Source organism: Alteromonas oceanisediminis (assembly GCF_018474025.1).
Lineage (GTDB): Bacteria > Pseudomonadota > Gammaproteobacteria > Enterobacterales > Alteromonadaceae > Alteromonas_E > Alteromonas_E oceanisediminis.
On sequence record NZ_JAHCTA010000002.1, the window covers coordinates 562 to 20210 of the forward strand.

Genomic DNA, 19649 nt, shown 5'->3' on the forward strand with positions numbered 1-19649 from the left:
CACATCGCCAAGCTCCCATTCGAAGAAGGGCTTACCTCACGGTAGGCCCTTTTTTATTGCCTGTTATTCCCTCAGAGGTATCCGTGCAGCAACAAAGAAACGTCATTGCAGCGAAGGCTGCAACCTCCTTGGGTTGCCAGCAATCCTTTTTCAAATAACTCAAGCTGTTGAGCAGGTCCCGGCCTCTGCCGGGATGACGTTGGGATGTTTCTTGCCTGTTATTCTCTCAGAGGTATCCGTGCAGCAGGCGAGGATAACTATTGATGTGCAGGTAAACCTAAATTTCTAACTTCTGCATGCGGATCAACAAGGTTGTATTTTTCTTTAAGCTCAGCGATCAAACTGGCGTTTTGTTCTAAAAAACTATCGAGTTCGCGAATAACGGCAGGGTACTTTATGGTCGATAGATGGAATCCAACAATATCGTAAGGTAGATGTTGTCCAATGACGATGTCGCTGTATTTAGGCTGGTTTTGAGTGAGATACTTGATTACGTTGTACTCAAGATCAGTTGCATCAGCTCTACCCGCCACAACGAGATTCAATGCTGCAAACGACTCAGAAACGTCAGCAAGCACCACTTGCCCTGAAGCAATACGTTCGTGCCATTTCACCGGGGAGAAACCGAACGGGATGCTCAATGTTTTTACATCAGAGGGTGTAAACTCACGGTTTTTTTGAAGTACAAACGCGCCACCTAAAATTTCGTAGAAGGGCTGGCTAAAAAACTTCTTGGCGTTAGCATTCGGGCTCTCATACCACGTGCGATTATCTGGGAATATAAAGTCAATCTGACCCATTTCTAACGCATGGTGCATACGCTTAATCGGTAACGGGAGATATTCAATGTCATAGCCGTAAGCCTTGCCAAACGACTGCAAGATCGCCCAAGCAATGCCTTTATCACTTTCAGACTTAAAATCGTAATGAGGGAAGTAGTAAATATTTTGCGCACCGACAACCAGCTTTTGTGGTGATGCTTGCAGCGGATTGCTGAGCAGGCTTGTCATCAAAATATAAATGATTAGCGTGGTCGCACTGGCTAAATGTCTGAAGATCAAATTGATGTACCACCTTATTCTAAGAACAAAATGAAACGCTTTTAACCCCAGTCGCTTTTCGAGTCTGCGTCAGGGCCGGATTGAACGCGTTTTTTCGCTGTATGACTACCAATAGCTTCATCAAACATCGTCACAATCTGCGCTAATAGCGCAGCGGTTTTTTCATCACCCACAGCTGCCACGACAGTTCGGGTTCGATCGGTCTCATGCTTTAAGTCATATAGTTTTTGTTCTGTTGACTTCATCGATTGTTTCTCTGCACCGTGGAAGGGGTTCCACATCGTACTGAAACCATAACAAAATTCAGCAAACTCCACTACAACGTTAGGTAAAACTTAGCGATATCAACCGAATCAATACTGAATAATCATTTAGGGTGAATTGTATTTCCAGCGCAAATACTCCTCAATACAATTCGATAGATGATTAGAGCGATCCCATGGCAATCAACGATCTTCCCCTCAACCCGCCTGAGGCGGGCGAGCTTAGACGAATCAATGAACATATTTTTTGGCTACGAATGCCGCTGCCGTTTGAACTCGACCATATTAATTTATATTTGCTCAAAGACGGTGATGGCTATGCGGCTATTGACACTGGATTGGGTACCAAGACAACGGCTGATTTATGGCAGCAAGTATTCACACGCTATCACATACGTCTGACCCGTGTTTTTGTAACACATATGCACCCGGATCACATTGGGATGGCTGGCGCGTTGGTCGAGCAATTTCGCGCGCCATTGTATATGAGCCACGATGAGTACTATGTTGCTAGAGCCATCGTAGCCGGTCGCCAAGGTGCCGATCCGTGGCAAGATCGGATGTTTTACACACAATGCGGTTTGTCTGAAGAATACATCGAAAATGCGCTGTCGAATAAAGCGGGTGTCGCGAAAGTGGTGAAACCTATCCCGCTCTCGTTCGAGCGACTAGCGGCTGGGATGAATGTTAATATCGGCGACCATGATTGGCAGGTCATTATTGGTAGAGGTCACTCTCCTGAGCATGTCTGCTTGTACAGTGAGCGCTTGAACATACTTATATCAGGCGATCATGTTTTACCGCAAATTACGCCGAATATCGGCGTTTATAGCACTGAGCCAAATGCAAACGCACTAAAACAGTATCTTACCACCTTAACGCCTTTTCTCGATTTGCCTGAAACCGTGAACGTGCTTCCCGCACATCGTCAACCTTTTGTTGGACTGCATTCGCGCGTAAGGCAACTCATTGCTCACCACCATGATCATTTCAAGGCCCTGTTGGCGCATTGTGAGGAACCGCGAACGCTGGTTGAGTGTTTACCGGTACTGTTCAAACGAACATTGAACCATCAAGCCATGTTTTTCGCGGTCGCGGAATGCCTTTCCCATCTGAACTACTTGCTGCACGAGGGTTCAATACATAGGAGATTGGCTGACGATGGCGTCTATTATTATTGCTGCCATGCATTGCCTTCATCGTCTTCAATCAGTCATCCTTCGGAACGTTTAAACGGGAAACTGGTTCGATAATCATTTGGATGCTTGACATCAATAGCGAACAGTATCCCTTGATATTGGCTATTTACGCTGAATTGAAGGGTGTGCCCTACAGTGATGGATTTTGCGTCGAAGAATCGTAGGGTGTCATCAAGTAAGGATTCAGTTCGCTCATCTTGGAAGTATCCCCTATACCAAGCCGGGCCTGTTTCGGTGGAAAGTACCAATGACGTTCTGGGATCGGTTGGACTTGGATAAAACATGGGTGAGCGTGGTCCACGGATGCAAGCCCAGTTGTACATAAAGTGGACGAATAGACAAAGTTAGCTATGCTCTACCCATATTAACCAGCTGCACGATGCACAAAGGACTACCTCATGGGCAAACTTATCTTATCACTGGATGGCGGCGGAATTCGTGGGGCTGCAACCACACAATTTTTGTGTCATGTGGAAAACGAGTTGTTCGCGCGAAAAAATATTACTTTGCGCGATTGCGTGGATTTTTACGCCGGCACCAGCACAGGCAGTATCATTGCGTTGGCACTGGCAACCACACGATTATCCATGGAGGATATCAATGCTTTGTATAGCGAATCGAACGCCCAGAGTATTTTTAAACGTAATCGAGGCTGGTTAGAGTTCGATGGCATCAACGCTCCTAAATATCAAGCTGCGGGCAAATCTGATGTGCTCCAACGTAACTTTGAGAACGCTTGCCTAAACGACGTTGCCACTGGCAAACACGTGTTGGCCGTTACCTACGGCGTAGAATACAGACGACCGTTCGTGCTCAAATCGACGAAAGCTGAACACCGAACGCTGCGTTCGGCTGATGTGGCAGATGCCTCTAGCGCAGCGCCCACTTATTTTCCAACCAAAGCGATGAGAATAGGCGATAACGAGTTTGAAAACTGGCTTATTGATGGTGGTGTAATTGCGAATAATCCTACACTGTGCGCCATAGCAGAAGCGAGACGAGTCTGGGCAAGTGAATCTTTTTCTGAGCTACGCGTACTGTCTGTAGGAACCGGTTATCGCACGCGAAAAATCAATGGCCCGGACTCGGCGGAGTGGGGCGCACTGCAGTGGATGAGTAAAGGCAGCATTATCGACATATTGTCTGATGAAATGGTGGTTGCTTATCAAGCCATCACATTGATTGAAAATGGAAACTACATTCGTGTCAATGCTCAGTTGAAGGAGCAGCCGGGCTTACCCACCGCTCCGGATGATGCCATGGACGATATCAGCGCCACTAATATAAGAAAGCTCAGACTACTAGGCGACTTTTGGTTTGAGCAATACGGGGAGCAAGTGATCCAACTGTTGCTGGAACAATATGATGGCCCATCTCTGGATCGGATTGACGCCAAAACCGGAAAGCCGATAACCTACGAAGTGTCATAACGAGGCGGCGCTACAGTGTGGTTTAAGCGATTTCATTAATGTTACACAAAGGTGTTGGCGTCAAAAAACGCACAGACGGCGGCAGATTCAAAACGGATGTCTTTGTGCTGTAGCCAAGGAAGTGCGGAGTCAATGTCATCAAAAAATGCGTAGTCTACGCCCACGTCCTCATAGGCTGCGGTCAACTGATTCTTAATGGTCCGCGCGACATCTGAATCCCTGATAACGACCGCAAGTGCTAACAAACCGGCCTGTTGTCGTATCCTAATCTGTTTGACGAAGATGGCATAAGCTGATGGTGGCATAAGACTCTCGCCGTATAAACAGCTTAATTGCCCCCAAGGGTGGTTTTTATCAAGTTCAGCGATACGTCCACCCAGAATGCGTGTGCCGCGGCGCAGCGTTTCGTCGTTCCAAGGCCCGCGTGCAGCAAATAAAATGAGTTGCTTGCTTCTTGCCGACTCATAATGGCCATGTTCAAGCATAATTCGAGAGCTTTGCCTGTGTAACACTGTTTTACATACTGTCAGTATAGTTTACGCGCTGCACGATCACAGTGTTACCTGGTTTTATATTTTTAGGTCACAAACCGGCTAATAGCAATTGGAATGGTTTTCGCTTAGTTATGGTGTGTGAATAACGATGAGGAGACCCTATGAACACACGTACATCACTTGCCGGCGCAATTTTTTCTGATATTCAGGTTCTTACACGAGATGGCGAAACGACATCGTTGATCCCTCGTGTTACTGCGGGTTTATCGTCAGAAGAACAGCCAAGTTGGTTTTTGATCGTCGTATATCGGGGGCAGCACTGCCCGATTTGTGCAAAATATTTAAATCAACTGCAGTCCAGAGAGCAGGATTTTGCAGCGCTTAACGTTCAGTTAGTTGCGGTGAGTGCAGACTCTGTTGAGCAATTAAATGACTTTTACGCTGATAAGATTGCAGATGTAGCTTTTTCTGTGTATGCAGGTCTGAGCAAAGATGAAATGCAAAATCTAGGACTGTTTTTGTCCGAGCCAATGTCGGCCTCTGAAACCGATCATGTGTTTGCTGAACCTGCGATGTTTCTAGTAAACGCAGAGCGAAAAATACAAATTGCGGAGATTGCGAGCGCGCCCTTTGTACGTCCAAATCTGGATCAACTCATTGGCGGCATAAAATACGTTCGTGAAAACGACTATCCCATTCGTGGTACGGCTTAGTTCGGTCTATTTAGTGTGAAAAATGGCGGAGCAAGCATCCTTTCAGTATGCTAGCTCCACCACTGCCTTGGGGAACTGTTCGTTGACTGAAATATCTATTCTGACTGGGCGTTCTGCAAACTCTCGGCTGCCGCCAGCAATTCAACATCCATTCTTGATTTAGCGTGATTTAGATTAACTTTTGCCCAACGTGTCGCTTCTTGTGGATTAACATCGACATACAGATAGAATCGGGCAAGTTCGGCCGCGTGGGCATAGTTGTGTTCGTCGCTTCTCTCAGCGATACGCTGGCGCATTGCGTTGTGCCAATGGTCATCATCAGAAGCCTTCTTTTCAGCCATCGCTAGGCGTAACAACAATGCATCATTTATTTCAGCCTGTTCTTTGGTCATCAGAGTGAGCATGTCAAGTACATGGGCATGATTGTCCAACGCCATCTGAGCATCGGCCCACAGTGCAATGTAACTCACTGGCGCTTTTGACAACTGCGCACCTTGAAGATGCTCGGCGGCGACAGTGGGTTTATCAAGCTTAAGCGCTAAATCAGCTAATATTTCATTGATCCAATAGTGATGCTCGTTGGTGGCAGCTGCATTGAGCGTGGCGATTCGTGAAAGATTATCGTACTGCGCCTGAATATCATCAGGTGCTAGCTGCGCCTTTGTTTCAACAATACATGCCGCTACAAAGGTCGAATCTGCCAATCCCACCAACTGCTGGCATTTTTCTAGCGCAGCTTCATGATTGCCCAAATTATTTTCGATTGATGCCATCAATAGCAGCGCACTGACATTATTGGGCCCAATCTCCAGTGCCTTAGACAAGGTTTTCTTGGCCTGTTCAAAATCATGATGGTGCTGCTGTAAGCGAGCATACAAGTAATGCTTAGCTACCTGATCAGCTTCTGAAGACAGAGAGATACTATCTAATCTGGCTTGCAAAGCTTCTATCGCCGCAGGTTGCGGCGATAAATATTGTATGCCCAGAACTTTTTGTTCCAGCTCAGCCAAAGAAAGCTTGGAATAATCGCTGTTTTTATTATGGTTTTCATGCTCGTGCGCATGGTCACCGTGAGCAAACGCTCTTTCTGCCACAACAACGCTGAGCGCTATCAACGAAACAAACGCCATGCTGAGACTTGCAAAAAACAACAGCGATATTCTAAAATTTCTCATGTGTAACTCCTTAAATAAAACGCCATCCGTGGCGAAACAATTCCTTTGCACTTAGTCGATCAATAGATCGTCATAGGCATTAGGGTCTTCCACATCGTTGGTAACGATGCGCCCATTGACACGCAACGGCTCTGCAGTTGCAGGCTGCGCGAAGGCACTTCGACTCAACTCAGAAAATAACACCTGTAGCGCCTCTACTGTGATTGAGGCGGTACCCGTCGCTGCAGCACTTCCACCATCTGACACTGAGAAAGTAAACTCGTCCGAACCCGTAAACTCTAGGTCCGGTGTGTAGGTGAAAGAGCCATCGCTATTCAGTGTTAACGATCCATTGCTGACATCTTCCTCTAACGCGAAGGTTAAGCTGTCGTTGTCAGGATCTGAGCCCTCAACGCTGTCGTCAATCGGCACTTCAGTTTGTGTGACAAACGTTGCGTCAATCGCCGACGGCGGATTGTTAGGCTCTGGCAACACCGGGTCGTCGTCATCACTGTCAAAACAACCGCTTAACGTGAGCAATGCAGCTCCGGCTAATAATAATTTAATCTTCATACCTTACCCCCTAGTTTGAGCCTGGTAGTGGCGTCGCTAAGTATGGGAATGCATTGTTCATGTAAGATGCATCGATTGGTGCACCATCGGTAAACGGCACATTACCAACATTCGCATCCGCTTCCTCACAAATGCCGAGATTGGTAGGCTCGCCATTGATTGGGATCGGATGACACAAAGCTCCCATCGTTACGCGAAGTGCAATGTCCACAACATCATCGCCAGGACGACGTCCGTTCGGGAAACCAGCCAAATCATCGCCTGCAACACCAAAGGCTGACTGTTCGCTCGCAGGAACGGCAGGTATGCCGGTATTTAAACGAAGCATTTCAGATGGCGTTACCGTAGCGAGCTGGTTGACACCTTCAAATCCAGTTAGGAATGCAGTGACCAAATCGTTACGTGGAATATTGGTTGGCGCTAGTGTTGGCAGTTCCGCACCCAAGGTTGTGTTCACTGCATCAAGGAACAAAATATTCAACAATTCAGGTAGAGTAGGGTGAGTGACATAGTCCAAAAATTGACCGTCCATTGATGGATGCGAGGTCGAGAATTTGTCTTTATCGCCCAAACCAATCACAAGCTCATTGACCAATGGGCTACCCAAGCGAGAAACCTGAGTCATTGCGCCACCCGTCACTGCAGGCTTATCAAACGTTGCATTCGGATTTAACACCGACGCCTGTGGAAGACTCGCCGTTGTCCACGCGCCGATAACGCCATTTCCATCGCCAGTAATACATGAGTTGTGTACTTCAACAGCAATACTGGTCACGTTTTTGTCGTTCAGGTCATCGTTAGCATCGCTTTGTGTAACGCCACCGGGGAAGCCATTGCCGTCTCCGGCACCTGGCGCACTATCACCTTCAACAGGCACATAGTTGACAAGGTCAAACGTTTTACCTAATGCAACAACAAACGGGTCTTTACGCTGTCCTACGAAAATTTTCGCAGGCATGTCGCAGCCGGGTATTTGCGCTGTATAAATAAAGGTATTGGCATACTGCTCATAACCTTCAACGCTACCAAACGTTTTAGTACCGATGAAATCAAGCGGTTTACCAAACATATTTGCTTCATTCGCTGTTAGTTCGGTGCGTGTGCCTGCGCTCACTTCACCCTCAACCATGCTCACAGAGTAGTCTTCAAAAAAGTTTGCGGCTGCGCTCGAGTCCGCGCTGACTCCACCCACGTTTTTGAGCGGCACTTGAACCGTACGTCGGTTATCTTCTGGCCCAACAGGTAACGCAATACCGTCGCCGTTATTGCCCAACCGTTGGCTAAAATCAAACACAAAAGACACATCTTCTACAGCGTCACCATCGTTATCGATGTGAATGGCGTAATGTGCTTCAGGATCCATCGAAAAATAATTTGGACCACCGTAAGCGTCTTGTAACGGAATATAGTTCGCGATCATTGTCACATAACCTTCGCGACCTTCCTCGTAGCTGTTAAAGGCGTAAAAATCGGTTGAATCGATTTTAGGAGCTTTTGTCACTGCAGGAGCTTCTCTATGACTTGATGCGGCAATTGAAAATGCAACGGCACTTGAGACTAGCGCGATTGCAAACTTAGTTTTGTTCTGCATGTTATTTCCTTCGTTTCTATGAATTCCAAGAAGCCAAACGATCGTAGTACACGATTGGATGCAGCATGTGTGAAATATTTTCTGCATACATGAATGATTGACTCACTCACAATGTCATTAAGTGGCTTTCCATTAACTTCCGGCCTGTATAAAAACCGTTGCTAATGGGTACGAAGCACAGCGGTTGAACGACATGAACTCAAACGGTAGGAACAATCACCGCCAATTTCGCAACAATGTGCTGGACAGAGAAGAGCAACAATCAAGCCAACAGCAACTGGCAGGTTAAGTTCTTGTATTGATGAGAAAAGACGCAGGCTTAGATAACAGCACTGCGTCTTGGAAGGGGTTATACAGTGATTAAGTTGGTTGTGTACAACACCTCGGTGGGTTGACCATTCGGCGAGCCGCCTAGTGGCTCCAAGCTAACAGCGAGCACCATGATCGGTACTGACCTCAAACTCTCGGCTGCTGGCGCTTTCAACTCGCCATCTTTAGGCAGCACACCCAGTGAAATTGGCGCACCACCATTCGCGGGAACAATCCACAATTCAAAGTCTTTATCAGCTTGCGCAATCACTTGGTCGGTGCTGCGCACACGCAATTGCTGATCAGAAATCTCAATTAACCACAATGGGTTAGTATCTGCATCGTTGACCACAGCAATGTGTGTGACCGGTGGCGACAAAACAGGTTGAACACTTGTCCAAATAACAGCAATCAATAACGACGCAGCAAAAGCAAACAGCGCAGGACCTCGCCATTTACTGTTTTTGGGACTTCTTTCGTTCTGTAGCGGCGTCACATTAGAAGGCCGCTCGACAAAGCCCAGCTTCTGCTGAATGGTTTGCCAGACAATATCGCTTGGCTCCACGGGAGGGACGAATTCGCCCATTCCATTAAGATATTGTTCCCACAGCCACGTTGTCTCAGCGGTGGATTGACTTGTCATAATAAGCTGCTGGTAGCGGCGACGAGCACCGCCGCGGAGTGTGCCCAGCACGTACTCAGCGGCTAGCGCGTTGCGCAATGACTCTTGGTTATAATTCATAGTGACAGGCACCTCTGTAAACTCTGTAGCCCGCGGCGGATCCAGCTCTTTATCGTTCCTAACGGAGAGTCAAGATGCTGTACAACTTCCTGATGGGATAGGCCGCCATAAAAAGCGAGATGAATCGCTTGTCGTTGAGCGTCTTCCAACTCATCCATACATTCAGCGAGTCTGCGCTTCTCAGCCGTAGGCAACGCCATACTGGTTTGTGGCGAGTCAGTCTCAGGCCCTAGCGCGACTTCATTGCGAATATTATGGTAACGCATTAGGTCTAACGCGCGGTACCGAACAATACTCACCATCCAAGTTAATACCGTGCCTTTGCTACGCTGGTAGCTGGACGCACCATGCCAGATTTTAATGAATGTATCTTGTGTGGCTTCTTCTGCAAGCTCTTTGCGCTTTAACATTTTCAATGCGACAGCATATATTTGCGCACTGGTTTTGGTGTAAAGCGACGCAAACGCCTCTTTCTTACCTTCAGCCGTTGCGCACAACAGAGGAAACAACTCTTCATGTTCCATACAGACTCCTTTGGCGATCCCTCTGCAGTCAAAAACCAAACGACTATAAAGCTCATGTGGATGCAAAAACTTTCAAGGAATCGATGGTAAATTTTTATTAATGCAAAAATATAGCGAGAAACATGCAAATTAGATAGTTAACTCTCACCCGCAAAGACTTAAAAAGAGGTTTGTTCTTTCAACGCCGATAACTTTTCGTCAATCAATGCTTGGTCTGCAACTGGGGTGAAACGCTTGAGTACTTGTTCGAACTCAGTCGAGCGATACAATTGACGAAGCGCGTTATTTGCTTGAGCGATGAATAATTGTGTCTGCTGTGTTTCGTTACACATTAGATGACCTTCAATAATCGCTGGCACCGACGCAAAGCCGTAACTGCGCAATTCAGTTGATTGAAGGGTTTCTAAACCCCCTGTATTCGCCGGATACATTAACATGAACTCGACACGTCGTTTCAGGAACAGTTGTATCAAGCCCGAATAGGAATCATTGGCGCTGATCTGGTACACCGAAGAACGCACGATTTTGGCTAACGCTTCATCGATGGCTTGCCCATATGAGGCGTTGGGCATGGTAGCTAGAGTCGCATTCCGTTGGCTGTTGTTGAAGAAATCCGCCAACTCAACGATGTCGCGCTGGTTATCCAGATAAGTGTTAGGGATCGAAAGCCCTGACGCGATTTGGTACAAGCGAGGGCTTAAAAAGATGTCTACAGGTAGGCTAAAAAGATAACGCCCCTCTCTTTCAACGGTTTTAACTCTAAAAAATGTGCAGGTGGGGCTCTCTGACTTTAATGCAGCATCATGCCGCTTAAATGGCAGAAACGTTACACGATCAGATAAATCTAACTGAGCGAACAACAGCGAATTCGTGCCCTCGATAATACTTTGCGGCTGCCGTTCACCTTGCATTACCTGTAAAAGGGCTAGCGAGTCAGTGATAAATTGAATGTCATGTTCTATCCGTTCATCAGCAAAAGACGTAAAGCTCAAACCAGCAATGATGACAATTAAGCAACGAAAGCTAAGCATTTTGTGATGCCTCTATTTCACAATACATCTATCGATTTCGCTCAGTTGTATTGGTTACTAATCAAAAAAATTAACTTATCTGCATGTCTTGCACGATTTCATCCAGATTATTCAGTTTGTCGGTTGACACAAACACACTGATGCTTGAATGAACATTAACAGCCCCGGTGCCGTCATCATCAATAAAGCTCGCACTCAGTATGGCTTGCACGCGGTCGAGAAAGGCTTTTGACCCTTGCTCTTCAATATTAGGCAAAAAGATGATGAATTGCTCAGGGCCGTAGCGACCAAGAATATCCGAATCGCGCGTCACGCTCTGCAATGCAGCCGCAATTTTTCTGAGCACATAATCACTTTTGGTGAATCCCGGCACGCTATTGTGCTGCCGCAAATGACTCACGTCGAACAGCGCTAACGCGTGTGAACGGCCCCGCGCAGGCGCGTCGTGTTTACCAATCTTAGCCATTGCGGTTTCGGCGTTTAGCACCTGAGTGATGGGATCGATGGACTTATGCGCCATGTAGCGCTTGCGGATAAAATAAACACTCAGCGCAATAATCAGCCCGGAGGTTAGAAGACCAAAAATAATGATGTTGTTACGTGTTCGCCGGGTTGCTTTTATTTCAGATTCCAGGGTGTTGATCTGACTGTATAGATTAGCCGCGCTGAGAATGCTCGCTGAATCTTGGTCATTTTGAAAGTCTTGTTTGGCACTTGCGACGTAATTGTCGAATGCTATTTCGGCTTGGGAGAGGTCGCCAAGCGCTAAATACATTTTCGTTTTCAGTGCGAGATAGTCAGGGTTGTTAGCAAAGCGGTTCGCCCCTTTGCCGCCAGTGTTTTCAAGTTCACGTATGTATTCACGCATACACGCCTGATTTTTTTCATACACACAAGGCACTACGGAATACCACGATGCCATCGCCGTAATGAAGCTGTTGGACATTTCATCGGCAGTGCGTTTGAACTCAGGCAAAACATTTTTCATTTCGTCAATTTTGTTGGTTCGATAGTAGTAGCCAGTGAGTGCATGGTAGTAATAAAAATTGGTTAACGGCGTCGCTACATCGCGATTAATTTTTTCGAATTCAACAATATATTCATACGCCGTTTCAAACTGACCACTAGCCAGTAAAGACGTAATCGCACTGATAAGGATCGTCAGTTGGTTGCTACCGGTATAGCTTTCCAATCCTAACTCGTGGGCTTTGATAAATTGTTCAGCGGCTAATACGTGCTGCCCCAGGCCGCCGTACACCAGCCCGATACTGTTGTGAATATGCGCCAGTGCGGCGTGATTATCGGTTTCACTGTAGCGCTCTAAAACGCGAAACATTCGGCCTAAGCGCTCGTTCAGTGGCAGGTTTTGCATGCAGTTTGTGATCATACCTAATGACGCACTTAAGAACACATCGCTATGCTGTTCAGGAGATGACAGCTCGCGCGCTTGAGCGTAGTAATCGCAGCGCTGAGGCTCCTCTAAAACATCATAGCCAAAGCCTACTTGATAAATAGCAGAGGCATAGTAGTAAGAGTCTGTGTTCACGTCGTCTTGATCGATAAGGTCAAACAGTAACGCATGTGCTTCAGCGGTCTTTCCGCGACAGAGGAGAAAATGTGATTTTTCGGTAGACAACGCAAATCGCTGAGCAGCCGACAACGTGTCTGATGAAAGATACGACTCTAACTGATCATATTGGGATGGATCTGGGCAATCGTATGTGACGGTTTGCACGTCATCGATAAACGCATCTACAGGATCGGAGGCCTTCGCGCCCAACAAGCCACTGAATAAAGCAGAAAAAACAATCAATTGACGAATACAGGGCATAACAGGCGACACTTTTTTCTTCTAATATAGCGAGAAAACCATGCAGCCACTACCTCTTTCTGCTTTTTAAACAACAAGATGCAAAAATAGTGAATGAATTGAGAGACCGTGATTGTTTACAACGAAAGAAGAAAAGGTATTCGGCTTAGTTCTGTTCATCAGAATGGGGGGTTGCGGATTCGATTAATAGGTTTTTCTATACCGGCCTTCTAACCCACAAAAAATTGAGAAGCCCAGCATACCCACTCCAACAACGGCAACCAGCCATTTTCCATACGGTTGTTGCATCAACGTGCTTAAAGCTTCTGACAAACCACTCGGTTTGTCAGCTCCGGCATAGATACTGGCGTTGATGGACAACACACCAATTAACGTGTACACAACGCCTCGTGCTGAGAAACCCATGCTCCCCATCAATTTGACAATTTTCACACGGGAGTGGGGCATGGAATCAACAAACTTATCTGTGAAGTCGCGCTTAAAGGCATGTTTAAATTGAATCGTTGCGTAAAGAATGATCAGCGTACTCACCAAACACATACCAACCGTAATCCACGTCTCCTGCAAGATTTCGTCAATATTAAAGGATTGACCACTGCCTTCCTCAGACTTCAAATTCAGCAAGGTCTCCAACGCAACATAGGTAACAAAACTGTAAGCAATCGCGGAGACAAAATAGAACCCTCGATGGACAACATCGGTTGTTTTGCTCATATCTAAACCACTGGGATTCAACGTTCCTTGAACAAGTCGCCAGACGACGTAGCACCCTAATCCACCGGTTAATGTGAACAACGACGCGTAACCAAATGGAGAATTCAACACTTCTTGAAAAACAGATTTTTTTGTAATGTTTTCGGTGCTACCAAGGCTTAATGCCGCGTAAATAATTAATATCCCTAACACAAAATACACAACGGCTTTTGCGGCGTACCCGGTTCTACCAATAACTTTGATCCATGCGTTCTGTTGGTTGGACAATGCCTAAACTCCCAAAGTGGCAGAAGACTACGTACAAGTACGTGCGTTTATTTAGCAACATCATACGCTTTTTTCTGTTTTGGTTGCTAGAGCGTGCTCTAGTTGTATGACTTTTTATTCCAGGCTCTTTGAAACGCAGGTTCTGTAGGTAGTAGGCGGTATTACCAGAACCGAACTTTAGCATACATGGCAATGCCAATTGCAATGGCAGATTAAACCGATGATGGGAATAGAGTCGCAAAGTATGGTACCAGAGGCCGGGGTTGATAGGACTCGCTGACGATAGGACTCGCTCTCGAGCCGGCACACAGGATTTTAGAACGGAAGAAGCAAAGTATGGTACCAGAGGCCGGGGTTGATAGGACTCGCTCTCGAGCCGGCACACAGGATTTTAGAACGGAGGAAGCAAAGTATGGTACCAGAGGCCGGACTTGAACCGGCACACCCTCACGGGCGGCGGATTTTGAATCCGCTGCGTCTACCAATTCCGCCACTCTGGCTTAGGTAACCCGCTTTGCTGCTCAACGAGGAATAAGAAAAACGCCGCTCAACGTTGAGTTCACGGATTATAGTCATCGCAAAGTGTCATGCAAGTTATTTGTCAAAAATTCCATATGGTTGGCTAAATCTTACTCAGATTAAACAAATTTTTAACACATTTCCATAGATACTGCATCCAGCACTCCTGTTCGGCCGTTTGGCTTTCAAAGCAGCAAACAAAAAAAGCTGTTTTGCGCAGTTTGAACATTCACCTTGAACAAGGAGATGCACCATGATTTGGACTAATCCAGAGACAAATTAAATGAAAAACTTCAAAGCGGCCGCGCTCGGCTTGGCGGTTATTTTCGCACTGAGCGGCTGTGATGGCGACGACGGTGAGGTTGGTCCTCAAGGGCCTCCCGGCGCTGATGGAGCACCTGGGGGAGAGGGGCCTGGTGGTAGTCCAGCGTTCCCGAGTGCACAGTTTTGGCTATCAAACAATGGCAGCGACAACGCAGGAACCGCTGATCTTATTAATCAAAACGCAGCCAAGCTAAAACGCCTGAATACGGGTGGCAACGAAGGTATTGCGCTCGATTCAATGAACAATTTAATCCACGCCGCTGATTCAGACTTACCCACCATTCGTACTATCTGTAATGTTGCAAATCGTGCAGACGGCAGTGAATTCTCTACACAGTCGGACCGAGAAATCTCTGGTGCAGCCACTGGGTTAGTGAATCCAAAAGGCATTCATTTTGCGAAAAGCGCCGGTCTCGTCATGGTTGCCGATTTCAACGGTATGCGGGTCAGTGTGTTTGGCAGTGTCGCCGCAGGTGATGTTGCACCATTGGCTGAAACCGCCACCAGTGCCAAGCCTTGGGATGTGGATTATGATGATGTGAGCGATCGTTTATTCGTTGCGCTTACTGACGGTACCGTTGCAGTTTATGACGACTACGTGAGTGGCGGTTTCGATCCCACACCAGCGCGCACCATCACGCCCAGTGATGATGCTCAATCACCCATTTCTGTGAATAGTCATGGCATTGTTTACAACCGAGCGAATGATACGCTGATTATCAGTGATGTTGGCGATGCAGAATCTGCCGAAGATGGCGCTATCTTCGTTATTGCGAATGCCGCTTCAGCGGATGGTAACGTCAGCGTTGCACGACAAATCTCAGGCCCCTCAACGATGCTGGGTAACCCTGTCGACATCGTGCTAACGGGCAGCGACTTGCGTGTGGCGGAAAAATCCAATGACGCGGTACTGGTCTTTGCGAACATTTTTGCTGGTGCGAGCGGCGATGTCGCACCGGACCTAGTCACTTCAACATCAAAACCAGAGTCTCTCGTTGAAGTTATGGAGCGTGAAAGCGTGGCTGACGTGTCAGACATCACAGCGTCTGGCACTGCGTTCACCGGCGTCGCAGTCAGCAGCAACCCTGGTACAGCTGGGCTTACTACTGGCGCCGTAAACCGCTTTAGCTCACCTTTAAACGCGGTGTTAACCTCGTTCGATTATGCACAGAGCATCGAAAGCGTGACCTTTGATGTTGCAGGCGATGCCTATGCGACTTTCGACAGTGCCTCAGCGCCAACTGGCGGTGTGTTGATTGCTAACCGCGTTGCCAAGCAGCGCAACGACGATAGCTTTACAGCGTCGCGAGACCGCATGATCGCCGGTGAAAATACCTTGCTGGTAACACCCAAAGGTCTTGATGTTGCTTGAGATGCGGGTCTAATCTTTGTTGCTGAAAACAATGCCGATTCGCCTGCTATCCATGCATTTCCGCTATGCGGCGCGGGTAATATTGCCCCCAGCATTTCACTGGTTGCCGATGATGGTGCACGCCCATGGGATGTTGATTACGATGCTGCCACCGATACGGCCTTTGTCGCGTTGACCAACGGGACTATCGCCGTATTTGAGGAAGTTGTGTTAAACGTTAACAGCGGAATGATCGAAATTGTCGGTCAGGATCGCACCATCGTTCCTGCCAGCGGCGGTGTTGCGTTTGCTGCGCCAACCAACATTCATGGAATCGACTTTGACCCGGCCTCGGGCACATTGATCGTATCTGATGTGGGCAGTGCGGCAAGTGCCACAGACGGTAAAATCTATGTACTACCGGGGGCGGGTAACGCCGATGGGTTAACTGAAGTGCAGGCGAACATTAGTGGCCCTGCTAGTAACTTAGGCAACCCAGTTGACATTATGTTCTCTGGCTCGCACCTGTATGTTGCTGAGAAATCGAACGGCGTCGTCATGCGGTTTGATAATATTCTCGACAGCGCTGGTGGTAACATCGCGGCTGATGCCAGTATTGATTTCACCGCACCTGAGTCTGTTGCATTGATACCATCATATCTTGGAAATCACTAAGCGCATTTGCGTGCTTCAGTGATGAGTTGAAGCAGTAACTAAAGCGGAGCCATTGAGCTCCGCTTTTTTTTGGAAGATCAAAACGCCCTAAAAAAGCGTGACACAATAAGGCTTTGTTTGTCAGACTGTAAGACGAAACGCTATTTCCCATCGATTTTCTGGTAGTCAATTTATGTCTGAAACAACGGTTCCTTACGCCAATGCACCGCGGGCCGGTTTTTTTCGTCGCCTTGCTGCGATTGTTTACGATGCCCTTGTCGCTATAGCGGTTGGTATGTGTGCTGCATTAGTGATGATTATTACCTTGCTTGTATTGTTTGAAACCGGTGTGTTGAATAAGAATGGTGTTGAGCAGGTGAGTGACATTATCCAGCAGTCTTTGTTTTACACTACGGTGATCCAATTATGGGTTGGATTCTGGGTGTGTGGCTTCTTTTTGTGGTTTTGGAAACACGGTGGACAAACGATTGGCATGCGAGCTTGGCGGCTAAGATTGTTTTCGATGACTGAGCAGCCCGTGGGTTACGGGCGACTTCTGCTCAGGATGGTAACCAGTTTTTTGGGGTTGGGAACCTTGCTGGTACTGATAGATGTAAAACATAAGCTTGCCCTTCAAGACCGCGCATCACAAATAGAAGTATTGTCACTCAGTCAGCAGGAAAATGACCACAAGTCATGGCGTTAGAAGCACCACGTTCTATCGTTTAAGCAGAAATCCTGCCACCAACAGAAACACAGCGCTGGGTAATAAGGCACCAATAAAGGGGGGTAACTGATATACCAAGCTGAGCGGGCCGAAGACTTCGTTGGTAATAAAAAATGAAAAGCCAGTTAACACACCCATGATCACTCGCGCACCCATGGTGACACTGCGTAACGGGCCAAAAATAAAACTTAACGCCATCAACAACATCACGGACACGGAAACCGGTTGTAAAATTTTTCGCCAGAGTGCCAACTCATAACGTGACGAGTCTTGCGCGTTGTTATCCAGATAGCGCACATAATCGTTCAATCCTCTGATCGATAAAGCTTCCGGTTTAATCGCGACCACGCCAAGTTTGTCTGGTGTCAAAGTGGATTCCCAGCGCATGTTCTCAACATTCTCGCGCCTGATTTGCAGTTCTTCAAAGTACGTATGGCTGACTTGGCTCAGCTGCCACGACTCTTGTGTAAACCGTGCTTCACGGGCGAAGGTCAACTGAGCCAAATTGAGATTTTGATTAAAGCCATACACGGTAACGTCGCGTAATTGTTCGCGAGAGACGACCTGGCCAATACTCACAAAATTATCACCGTCCTTTGCCCAGACCACTTGCTCTGATGAAAAGAGACTACCGCCTGAAATTGCCTCTGTGCGAATCTCTTTTGCTTTTGACTCGCTGACGGGCGTAACAAACTCTCCGATAGCCATGACTGCCAATATCATCAGCACGCATGATTTCATCGCTGAGCCAATGATGTTCCAACGACTTAATCCAGAAGCCTGCATGACCACGAGTTCAGAGTTGCTGGCCAGAATGCCCATACCAATTAGCCCGCCAAGCAGCGTAGCCATTGGGAAAAACTGCTCTAAGTCTCTGGGAATACTGAGTAACACGTACACCAGCGCAATCGCCATGTCGTAGTCACCTTCGCCAAGTTTACGCAACTGCTCAACAAACTTTATCAACGCGCTTAAGCCGAGCAAAATACTGAGCGTTAACGTCACTGTGCCCAACAAAGTACGAGCGATGTAGAAGTCTAATATTCTCAACATTATGTTCGATGACTCCATAAAGAGCGGAACCAGGAGCCGGTTTTACGATCTCGCGCAATGAGTAATACGCCGATGATCAGCATGATGCCATGTACCCACCAGAGTCCAATTTGCACTGGAATTTTGCCATCCTCAAGCGCACGGCGGCTGGCCAGCAGGAGTAAAAAGTAGCCTAAGTACAGAAGAATAGCTGGGAACATTTTACCGAAACGGCCTTGACGCGGATCAACCGCGCTCAATGGCACAGCAATCAACACTAGAAAGGGCAAGGATAAAGGAATTGCAATACGCCATTGAAGCTCCGCAATCGCTTCAACAGAACCGTCATCGATTAAGGCTAATGTGGGAACCGCCACCATTTTCCGGTTTGATTCGGTTGGCGCTTGTTCGCTAATTTGAATTTGATATTCGTCAAACTCAACAATGCGATAATTTTTTGCAGCAACGTTACCTTCATACTGTTTTCCCTCATTGAGCACCAGTGTTTGAGCACCGTTAGACCCGACAGTAACATCTCCCTCGTTGGCGTAAACGACGTGAACGGTTGTTTCGCCATCATCGTCTTGCTGATGTTGCGATAAGAAGATGCGTTTCAGCGGTTTCTCAGCATCCGAATTCACATCGTGAACAAAAATAACAGCTCGGTCGTTACCCGTTTGTTGAAAGCGGCCGGGAATAATGGCTGAAATGCCCGCCTCAGATGTCGCCTTATCCCGAAGTTGGTACTCACTTTCAGCGCTGAGCGGCGATAACCAGAGCGTTACCGTAGCAGTAATAAGCATCATCAACACTGACAAGACCAGCATCACGCGAGTGATGTACCACTCGCTGATCCCGCAGGCTTTCATCACTGTGATTTCGCTGTCTACATACAGGCGACCGTAAGCGAGCATGATGCCTAGAAACACACTGATGGGCAAAACCAGGGAAGCTAAGACGGGACTGTAAAGCGCGAGGAAACCCACCACAAGGCTGGCGGGAATATCACCATCAGAAGCATCACCAAGCACGCGAACAAAACGCAAGGTGATGAAAATTGCCATCAATACGAAGAAAATGGCAACTTGTGATTTCAGGCTTTCCTTGAGTAAATAGCGAAATATCAGCACAACACCGCCGTAGGGA

At 47.3% G+C, this 19649-nt stretch carries 17 protein-coding genes, 1 tRNA gene and 1 pseudogene; 5 read left to right on the forward strand and 14 right to left on the reverse strand.

Annotated features, from left to right (window positions below):
- Positions 1–257: 257 nt before the first annotated feature.
- Positions 258–1061 (reverse strand): substrate-binding periplasmic protein, encoded by an 804-nt coding sequence (locus KIU71_RS03165; protein ID WP_214129738.1) that lies wholly within the window; start codon positions 1059–1061, stop codon positions 258–260.
- Between the two features lie 41 nt (positions 1062–1102).
- On the reverse strand, positions 1103–1306 hold the full coding sequence (locus KIU71_RS03170; RefSeq protein WP_214129739.1) for a hypothetical protein: 204 nt from the start codon (positions 1304–1306) through the stop codon (positions 1103–1105).
- Between the two features lie 194 nt (positions 1307–1500).
- On the opposite strand from KIU71_RS03170, the gene KIU71_RS03175 reads away from it, so the two are divergent.
- Both KIU71_RS03175 and KIU71_RS03180 read left to right on the forward strand, forming a co-directional pair.
- The gene (locus KIU71_RS03175; RefSeq protein ID WP_214129740.1) at positions 1501–2577 is read left to right on the forward strand and encodes an MBL fold metallo-hydrolase; all 1077 of its coding nucleotides are present in this window, start codon (positions 1501–1503) and stop codon (positions 2575–2577) included.
- A gap of 344 nt (positions 2578–2921) precedes the next feature.
- Complete coding sequence (locus KIU71_RS03180; RefSeq protein WP_214129741.1) at positions 2922–3953, forward strand: patatin-like phospholipase family protein; 1032 nt, start codon at positions 2922–2924, stop codon at positions 3951–3953.
- Positions 3954–3994: 41 nt separating this feature from the next.
- Here KIU71_RS03180 and KIU71_RS03185 read toward each other — a convergent pair whose 3' ends face one another.
- Positions 3995–4438, reverse strand: a complete 444-nt coding sequence (locus KIU71_RS03185) for a hypothetical protein (RefSeq protein ID WP_250207237.1) — start codon at positions 4436–4438, stop codon at positions 3995–3997.
- A 170-nt stretch (positions 4439–4608) separates the two neighbouring features.
- Between KIU71_RS03185 and KIU71_RS03190 the strand changes: the two genes are divergently transcribed.
- Positions 4609–5160 (forward strand): redoxin domain-containing protein, encoded by a 552-nt coding sequence (locus KIU71_RS03190; RefSeq protein WP_214129742.1) that lies wholly within the window; start codon positions 4609–4611, stop codon positions 5158–5160.
- A 95-nt stretch (positions 5161–5255) separates the two neighbouring features.
- Here the strand turns inward: KIU71_RS03190 and KIU71_RS03195 are convergent, their stop codons facing one another.
- The 9 genes from KIU71_RS03195 to KIU71_RS03235 form a co-directional block, all read right to left on the reverse strand.
- The gene (locus KIU71_RS03195) at positions 5256–6335 is read right to left on the reverse strand and encodes a tetratricopeptide repeat protein (protein ID WP_214129743.1); all 1080 of its coding nucleotides are present in this window, start codon (positions 6333–6335) and stop codon (positions 5256–5258) included.
- Between the two features lie 51 nt (positions 6336–6386).
- Positions 6387–6887 (reverse strand): Ig-like domain-containing protein, encoded by a 501-nt coding sequence (locus tag KIU71_RS03200; protein WP_214129744.1) that lies wholly within the window; start codon positions 6885–6887, stop codon positions 6387–6389.
- A 10-nt stretch (positions 6888–6897) separates the two neighbouring features.
- Positions 6898–8478 (reverse strand): DUF4331 domain-containing protein, encoded by a 1581-nt coding sequence (locus KIU71_RS03205; RefSeq protein ID WP_214129745.1) that lies wholly within the window; start codon positions 8476–8478, stop codon positions 6898–6900.
- 349 nt (positions 8479–8827) lie between these two features.
- Positions 8828–9529, reverse strand: a complete 702-nt coding sequence (locus KIU71_RS03210; RefSeq protein WP_214129746.1) for an anti-sigma factor — start codon at positions 9527–9529, stop codon at positions 8828–8830.
- Positions 9526–10053 (reverse strand): sigma-70 family RNA polymerase sigma factor, encoded by a 528-nt coding sequence (locus tag KIU71_RS03215; protein WP_214129747.1) that lies wholly within the window; start codon positions 10051–10053, stop codon positions 9526–9528. The genes KIU71_RS03210 and KIU71_RS03215 overlap by 4 nt, the downstream gene beginning before the upstream one ends.
- Before the next feature lie 158 nt (positions 10054–10211).
- Positions 10212–11084: a hypothetical protein gene (locus tag KIU71_RS03220; RefSeq protein WP_214129748.1), complete on the reverse strand. Its 873-nt coding sequence runs from the start codon at positions 11082–11084 to the stop codon at positions 10212–10214.
- Positions 11085–11154: 70 nt separating this feature from the next.
- Positions 11155–12915, reverse strand: a complete 1761-nt coding sequence (locus tag KIU71_RS03225; RefSeq protein WP_214129749.1) for a GGDEF domain-containing protein — start codon at positions 12913–12915, stop codon at positions 11155–11157.
- 183 nt (positions 12916–13098) lie between these two features.
- Positions 13099–13896, reverse strand: coding sequence for a DUF1206 domain-containing protein (locus tag KIU71_RS03230; protein WP_214129750.1), 798 nt, complete (start codon positions 13894–13896; stop codon positions 13099–13101).
- 413 nt (positions 13897–14309) lie between these two features.
- Positions 14310–14396 (reverse strand) — tRNA-Leu (locus tag KIU71_RS03235).
- 302 nt (positions 14397–14698) lie between these two features.
- On the opposite strand from KIU71_RS03235, the pseudogene KIU71_RS03240 reads away from it, so the two are divergent.
- Both KIU71_RS03240 and KIU71_RS03245 read left to right on the forward strand, forming a co-directional pair.
- Positions 14699–16765: pseudogene (locus tag KIU71_RS03240) on the forward strand (hypothetical protein).
- Positions 16766–16937: 172 nt separating this feature from the next.
- Positions 16938–17450, forward strand: coding sequence for an RDD family protein (locus tag KIU71_RS03245; protein ID WP_214129751.1), 513 nt, complete (start codon positions 16938–16940; stop codon positions 17448–17450).
- Between the two features lie 12 nt (positions 17451–17462).
- Here the strand turns inward: KIU71_RS03245 and lptG are convergent, their stop codons facing one another.
- A complete protein-coding gene (lptG, locus tag KIU71_RS03250; RefSeq protein WP_214129752.1) occupies positions 17463–18524 on the reverse strand; it encodes an LPS export ABC transporter permease LptG in 1062 nt (353 codons plus the stop codon).
- On the reverse strand, positions 18524–19633 hold the full coding sequence (gene lptF / locus KIU71_RS03255; protein WP_214129753.1) for an LPS export ABC transporter permease LptF: 1110 nt from the start codon (positions 19631–19633) through the stop codon (positions 18524–18526). The genes lptG and lptF overlap by 1 nt, the downstream gene beginning before the upstream one ends.
- Positions 19634–19649: the final 16 nt, after the last annotated feature.

Excerpts from the sequence above, each read along its gene's own strand:
- KIU71_RS03170 (WP_214129739.1), bottom strand. The coding sequence starts at position 1,306 with ATGAAGTCAACAGAACAAAAACTATATGACTTAAAGCATGAGACCGAT.
- KIU71_RS03175 (WP_214129740.1), top strand. The coding sequence starts at position 1,501 with ATGGCAATCAACGATCTTCCCCTCAACCCGCCTGAGGCGGGCGAGCTT.
- KIU71_RS03180 (WP_214129741.1), top strand. The coding sequence starts at position 2,922 with ATGGGCAAACTTATCTTATCACTGGATGGCGGCGGAATTCGTGGGGCT.
- KIU71_RS03185 (WP_250207237.1), bottom strand. The coding sequence starts at position 4,438 with ATGCTTGAACATGGCCATTATGAGTCGGCAAGAAGCAAGCAACTCATT.
- KIU71_RS03190 (WP_214129742.1), top strand. The coding sequence starts at position 4,609 with ATGAACACACGTACATCACTTGCCGGCGCAATTTTTTCTGATATTCAG.
- KIU71_RS03195 (WP_214129743.1), bottom strand. The coding sequence starts at position 6,335 with ATGAGAAATTTTAGAATATCGCTGTTGTTTTTTGCAAGTCTCAGCATG.
- KIU71_RS03200 (WP_214129744.1), bottom strand. The coding sequence starts at position 6,887 with ATGAAGATTAAATTATTATTAGCCGGAGCTGCATTGCTCACGTTAAGC.
- KIU71_RS03205 (WP_214129745.1), bottom strand. The coding sequence starts at position 8,478 with ATGCAGAACAAAACTAAGTTTGCAATCGCGCTAGTCTCAAGTGCCGTT.
- KIU71_RS03210 (WP_214129746.1), bottom strand. The coding sequence starts at position 9,529 with ATGAATTATAACCAAGAGTCATTGCGCAACGCGCTAGCCGCTGAGTAC.
- KIU71_RS03215 (WP_214129747.1), bottom strand. The coding sequence starts at position 10,053 with ATGGAACATGAAGAGTTGTTTCCTCTGTTGTGCGCAACGGCTGAAGGT.
- KIU71_RS03220 (WP_214129748.1), bottom strand. The coding sequence starts at position 11,084 with ATGCTTAGCTTTCGTTGCTTAATTGTCATCATTGCTGGTTTGAGCTTT.
- KIU71_RS03225 (WP_214129749.1), bottom strand. The coding sequence starts at position 12,915 with ATGCCCTGTATTCGTCAATTGATTGTTTTTTCTGCTTTATTCAGTGGC.
- KIU71_RS03245 (WP_214129751.1), top strand. The coding sequence starts at position 16,938 with ATGTCTGAAACAACGGTTCCTTACGCCAATGCACCGCGGGCCGGTTTT.
- lptG (WP_214129752.1), bottom strand. The coding sequence starts at position 18,524 with ATGTTGAGAATATTAGACTTCTACATCGCTCGTACTTTGTTGGGCACA.